2 protein-coding genes are annotated in these 6,166 nt (G+C 72.7%); both read right to left on the reverse strand.

Annotation, left to right across the window (positions count from 1 at the left end; all coding sequences use genetic code 11):
- Nucleotides 1-969: an AAA family ATPase gene (locus tag ACYVJ4_RS11035; RefSeq protein ID WP_460460179.1), complete on the reverse strand. Its 969-nt coding sequence runs from the start codon at nt 967-969 to the stop codon at nt 1-3.
- A gap of 97 nt (nt 970-1,066) precedes the next feature.
- The coding region (locus ACYVJ4_RS11040) for a fibronectin type III domain-containing protein (RefSeq protein ID WP_460460180.1) at nt 1,067-6,166 on the reverse strand (5,100 nt) is incomplete at its 5' end.

Raw genomic sequence — 6,166 nt, forward strand, 5'->3', positions numbered from 1 at the left:
TCAGGCGACCCGCTCGACGGGCGGCGCGACCTCGGCGAGCACCTGGCCGATGACCTGCTCGACGGTCGTGCCGGCGAACTGCGCCTCGGCGGTGAGGAGCAGGCGGTGGCTCAGCACCGGCTCGGCCAGCATCTTGATGTCGTCCGGCACCACGTACGCGCGCCCCTGAGAGGCGGCCCAGGTCTTGGCGCAGCGCACGAAGGCCAGGCAGCCGCGCACCGACAGCCCGAGCCGGACGTCGGGGTGGCGGCGGGTCTCCTCGGCGAGCTTGCTGACGTAGGACAGCACGGCCGGGTCGACGTGGATCTCGTCGGCGAGCGCGGACATGTCCGAGACCACCGAGCTCGTCACCAGCGGGCGCAGGGCGGCGGTGCGGTCGCGCGTGCGCGCGTCGGCGAGCACCGCCATCGTCGCCTCGTGGTCGGGGTAGCCGAGCGAGGTCTTCATCAGGAACCGGTCGAGCTGGGCCTCGGGCAGCCGGTAGGTGCCGGCCTGCTCGATCGGGTTCTGCGTCGCGATGACCATGAACGGCTGGCCCACCGGGTGCGGCACGCCGTCGACCGTCACGCGCCCCTCCTCCATCACCTCGAGCAGCGCGGACTGCGTCTTGGGCGAGGCGCGGTTGATCTCGTCGGCCAGCACGATGGTCGCGAAGATCGGGCCGGGGTGGAACTCGAAGGTCTGCTTGCCGGGCTCGTAGATCGTCACGCCGGTGACGTCGGAGGGCAGCAGGTCGGGCGTGAACTGGATCCGGCTGTTGCTGCCCTGCACCGTGCCGGCGATCGCGCGCGCCAGCATCGTCTTGCCCGTGCCGGGGAAGTCCTCGAGCAGCAGGTGCCCCTCCGACAGCATGCAGGTGAGCGCGAGGCGCACGACGTGCCCCTTGCCGAGGAGCGCCTGCTCGACGTTGGCGGCCAGGGCCTCGAACGTCTGCGCGTACCACTCGACCTGCTCGTTGGTGACGGTCATCGGTGCTGCCTGCTTCCTTCTTCGGGACGTCGGTCGGTCGGGTTCTCGTTGCGGTCGAAAGCTCTGCGGGACAGGGGCTCTGCGGGGGTCATGCCGATCACGGGTACCAGTCGACGAAGCCGGACTGGACGGTGCCGGACGGCCCGCCCGAGATCTGCACGTTGACCTTCGGCCCGAGGTTCGGGTCGAGCGAGCACCAGTCGCCGGAGTTGCCGCCGCCCGCCAGGACGGTGACGTTGCCGGTGTAGAACGCGCTGGACCGCCCGGAGCGGAAGCACTTCAGCGTGTAGCCGCCGGGCGTGACGCCCTGCGCGTGCCAGAGCACCTTGTAGCAGTTGCCGCAGTCACCGGTCTTGGCGCCGGCATGGACGTTGGTGATCTTCTTGTCGGGCACCGGTTCCTTGTCGGTGCGACCGTTGATCGTCGTCCAGGCGCTCCACGCCCCGGTGGAGTCCTTGGCGCGCACCGTGATCGAGAACGCGGTGTCCCACTGGTTGTACGTGTGGTCCCACGACCGGGCGCCGCCGCCGAGGTCGTGCGTCGTGCCCTGGCTGCGCACCTGGAACCCGTTGATCGGCCGGCCGTTGGTGTCCTGGCTCCAGCGGTAGGTGATGGTGCGGGCGTTGGCCGACGACCCCTGCGACACCGGCTTCTTCGGCGGCCCGTACGGCTGGAAGGCGTTGCTGAACGCCGACCAGGTCGAGCACTGCCCGGCGTCGTTGCAGGTCGAGACCCGCACGCGGTGCTGGTTGTCGACCGACAGGCCGGCGAGCTGCCGGCTGACCGAGGTGTTCTCGGGGCAGTTGCTCGAGCACGACCACGCGCCGGTACGCCCGTTGTCGAGCTCCCACTTCACCTGCGTGAAGCGCGAGGCCCGCGTGGTGCCCAGCCGGAACGTCGCCGTCGCCTGGGTGTTGGACGACGGGGTGGTGACCTTGGGCGTCCCGGGGGTCGACGGGATGCCGACCGAGCGGTAGTTCGAGACGTTGCTGCGCGCCGACTCCTTGCCGCCGCCGTTGGTGGCGGTGACGGTGTAGCCGTACGTGCGCCCGTCGTAGGGGATGGTGTGGGTCTTGACCCGGGTGGCCCCGGCCGAGACGTTCCCGAGCGACTGCCAGCCGCCGCCGTCCACGCGGTAGTAGACGGTGTAGTGCGTCAGCGGCGGGCCGTTCGGGTCGGTCGGCTGCCAGGTGATCTTCACCTGGCCGTTGTCGTCGCCGGCGCCGGGCGTGCGCGGCTCGAGGGTCGGCGCGGCGACGGCGGGCGGGGTGCCCACCGACTGCCCGCGCACCGCCGGGCCGAACTTCCCCCAGCCGGCCTTGTTGTGGCCGCGCACCCGGATCGAGTACTGGTCGTCGTTCTCCAGCCCCTGCAGGCGCGCGGAGGTCGCGCTCACCCGCAGCGTGCGGCTGCCGGGGTGCCCGCCGACGTTCGTGTACTGCACCTCGTAGGTGTCGACCGCGGTGCCGTCGAACGACGGGCGGTCCCAGCGGATGCCCAGCGTGCGGTCACCCGTGGAGGTCACGCTGACGCCGCTGATCGGCGGCGGGGCGGTGTCGGGGGTGACCGCCCGGCTCGGCCCGCCGTCGGGTGACCAGCCCGCGGCGTTGCGGGCCCGCACCGTGAACCGGTACGCGGTGCCGTTCTTCAGCCCGGTGATGGTGCACGGCGACGCGGTGCAGCTCTTCGCACCGCCCGACCAGCGCACCTCGTACTGCTGCACCGGCAGCCCGCCGTCGAAGGCCGGCGGCTGCCAGCTGACGCGGGCCGAACCGCCCTGCACGCGGTCGGCCACGGCCGAGACGCTCTGCGGGGCCAGGGGCTTGCCGCGCACGCTGACGCTGACCCGGCCGACGGCCTCGCGGCCCGGCGCGTCGCTCACGGTCACCAGCAGCTGCTGGGCGCCGCTCGCCCGGTCGCCCGCTCGCACCGTGAGCTTGCAGCCCGATCCGGACCCGCTGATCCCGTTGCCCTGCAACGGCTTCGACCCGGTGATGGTGCAGCCGGCGTCGACGAGAGGCGAGCTGAGGTAGGGCCGCAGGTCGACCGTGCGGCTCGCCCCGGGCTCGATGGCGCCGAGCTGGACCGGACGCAGCGACGGCGGCGGTACCGAGGCGCTGATCTGGCCGTCCGGGCCGATGCCGATGACGCGCACGCCGATGTCGAACTGCTCGGCTGCGCCCTCGACACCCACCCGCAGCACGGCGTTCTGGCCGTCGGGGGCGTCGTCCTGCGCGTGCAGCACGACGGCCCGGCCGCCCTGGCCGGTCTGGCGCAGGTCGACCTTCTGCGGCGCGGTCTTCCAGCGCGCGGTGAACCTCACGTCGTCCAGGTCGAGGCCCTGTGGCAGCCACGCGTGGCACAGCCGCGGGACGTCGACGGTGCGCGCCGGGCCGCGGGCGATGACCGTCACCGTGTACGCCGGGCAGCGCAGCACCGGCTGCTTCGGCCCGATCTGCACCGGCACCGAGACGTAGGAGGTGCGGGCGTCCTGCTGGCCGGGCGAGGACGCGTCGGTGACCTCGACCATCAGCGCACCCGGACCGACGTAGCCGCGCATCGAGGTCAGGTCGACCCCGGTGCCGGAGGTCGCCTGGCCCTGCAGGGCGTCGACCGGCGAGGTGCTCAGCGTGTCCGGCGAGGTGATCGAGATCGACGAGCCGCTGGGCGCGCGCACGTAGTCGGCGAGGTCGACGTGCTGGGTGGAGTTGGGGTCCATCTGGATCAGGGCGCCGGACACCACGAACGGCGAGCCGTCGCCGCCCGCGGGCACGTAGATCAGCGCCATGGCCCGGGCGCCGTCGGCGTCCTCGATGACGTAGGGCACCGAGCGCGGGTGGTCCTCGACCGTGACGCGCACCTTGCGGCCCTCGATCGTGGCGCCCTCGCCGAGCACCTCGACCAGCTTCAGCGACGCGTTGTCACCGTCGAGGTCGTAGTCGTTGGCCAGGGCGTCGACCAGGGTGGAGGTCTCGAGGTCCTTCGGCTTGGCGACGTCGTCGACGGCCACCGGCGGGTTGACGAAGTCCTTCTGCCCGCGCACGAGCAGGGTCGTGCGCGAGGGGTCGAACAGCCCGTCGTCCAGGCCGTAGGTGAGGGCGCTCGGCGAGCCCTCCTCCGGGACGACGGTGCGGTAGGTGTCGTCGCGCTGGTGCGAGAAGCGCTTGGCGACCGCGGGGTCGTTGAGCTTCGCGACGTCCTCGAGGGTGACCTCGTCGTGCGGGGAGACCAGGTCGTTGTCGAGCACGGGGGCGTTCACGGTGCGGCCCGGCGCGGCGACGACCTCGTCCTCGACCGCCACCGGCGGCTGCGGGTCGCTCGGCGGCACCACGCCCATGCGGATGAAGCCCTCGCCGAGCAGGCCGTAGCGGTCGCGCACCTGGTAGCGGATGGTCTCGGTCCCCGCGCTGCGCGGGTAGGCCTCGTAGCGCAGGGTCGTGGCGCTCACCGAGACGACCCGGCCCAGGGTGAGGTCGACCGCGTCGCCGTCGTCGCCGACGATGCCGGTGACGGTGACCGAGTCGCCGTCCGGGTCGACCCCGCTGGTGGGCACGGTGACGTTGATCGAGTCGCCGGCCGTGACGCTGGCCGAGAAGCTGCGCGGCACCGGCGCCTGGTCGGGCGTCGCGGGCGTCGGCGCCGGTTTGACCGTGACGGTGACGCGACCGGTGACGGCGTTCTCGGGCAGGCCGTCCGGGAACGTCGTGTACTCGAGCACCGCGACCGAGTCGGTGGTGCGCGGGGTGTCGTCGGGCACGAACCGCAGCACGTTGCCCGAGACGAACACCGAGCCCTTGCCGGTGACCACCCGCGCGCCCTGCGGGTCCAGCCGCAGCGGCACGCCGTCGGCCATGGAGTCGTTGTCCTGCACCGGGATCGACACCGAGTCGCCGACCCGGACGACGGCCTCGTCGTCCTGCACCAGCGGCACGACCTGCTGGTCGAGCGGGGGCTTCTGGGTCACCGCCACCTGGCCGGTCGCCTGCCGCACGCCGTCGCTCACGACGTACTGCACGGTCGCGTGCCGGGGCTCGCCGCCGACCGCGGGCTGGGTGGCCTGCAGGTGCAGCCACCGGCCCTGGACGACGGACGCCCGGATCCACGGCGCGTCGCTGACCACCCGCTGGGTGACGAGGACGTCGCCGCGCGGGCTGTAGTCGTTGGCCAGGACGTCGGAGATCGTCGCGAGCTGGTCGCGCAGGGTCGCGGCGTCGGTGGCCGCGACCGGCGGGGCGTCCTGGTCGGGGTCGGCCAGGACGTCGACCCGGATGCGTCCGACGTCGGTCGCCGAACCTACCTGCGCGGCGTAGCTCAGCACGTAGGTACCAGGCGTCGTCCCGGTCACCGTGACGACACCGGTGTCGGTGTTGGTGTCGACCTGCAGGTCGCCCACCGGGCGCACCGCCGACGCGACGCGCAGCGTGGCCTCGGGGTCGGTCGGGTCGGCGCCGGTGATGTCGTTGCCGAGCGGCTCGACCTGCACCGGCTTGCCCACGACCCCGCGGACGACGTCGGTCTGGGTGCGCGGTGCGGCGGGACGGTCGGTGTCGGCGAGGACGTCGACGGTGACGGAGGCCTTGGCGGAGAGGCCGTGCCCGTCGTCCACCGCGAACGCGACCTGGTGCGAGCCGGTCTCGTCCGGCGCCCGGAAGCTCAGCCGGCCCTGGCCGTCGATGCTGGTGCCCGCGGTGGTGGCGTCGGCGGTCACCGGGTCGGACTCGCCGTCGCGCCAGTCGGCGAGCACCGCGAGCGCCACGTTGCTGCGGGGCAGGGCCGGGAACTTGGCCTTGCCGAGCGTCGCGCCGCCCAGGCGCAGCACCGGTGCGGTGTTGACGTCGTCGCCGACGAGCTGCACCGAGACCTTGGCCGTCGCACGCGACGTCGCGGTCGCCCCGCCGTTGTTGACGGTGTACGAGAACGTGATCCGGTCGCCGGTGACGTCGCGCGGCACCGTCAGCAGGATCGCCTGGCCGTCGGCCGCGACCTGCGCGGTGACGCCCGAGACGTCGGGCGAGGTCACGTCGCCGGGTGCGATGGCCAGGATGTTGCCGGTCGTGTCGGAGTCGTTGTCGAGCACGTGCAGCGTCGAGACCACGCCGGGTCGCGCGCGCAGCTGGTCGTCCTTGGCCTTCGGCGGCTGCTGCGCGGTGTTGTCGTCGACGAGGTTCTGGTTCTTCTTGGTGTTCTGCTGCTGCTG

This window comes from Angustibacter peucedani, assembly GCF_054779595.1.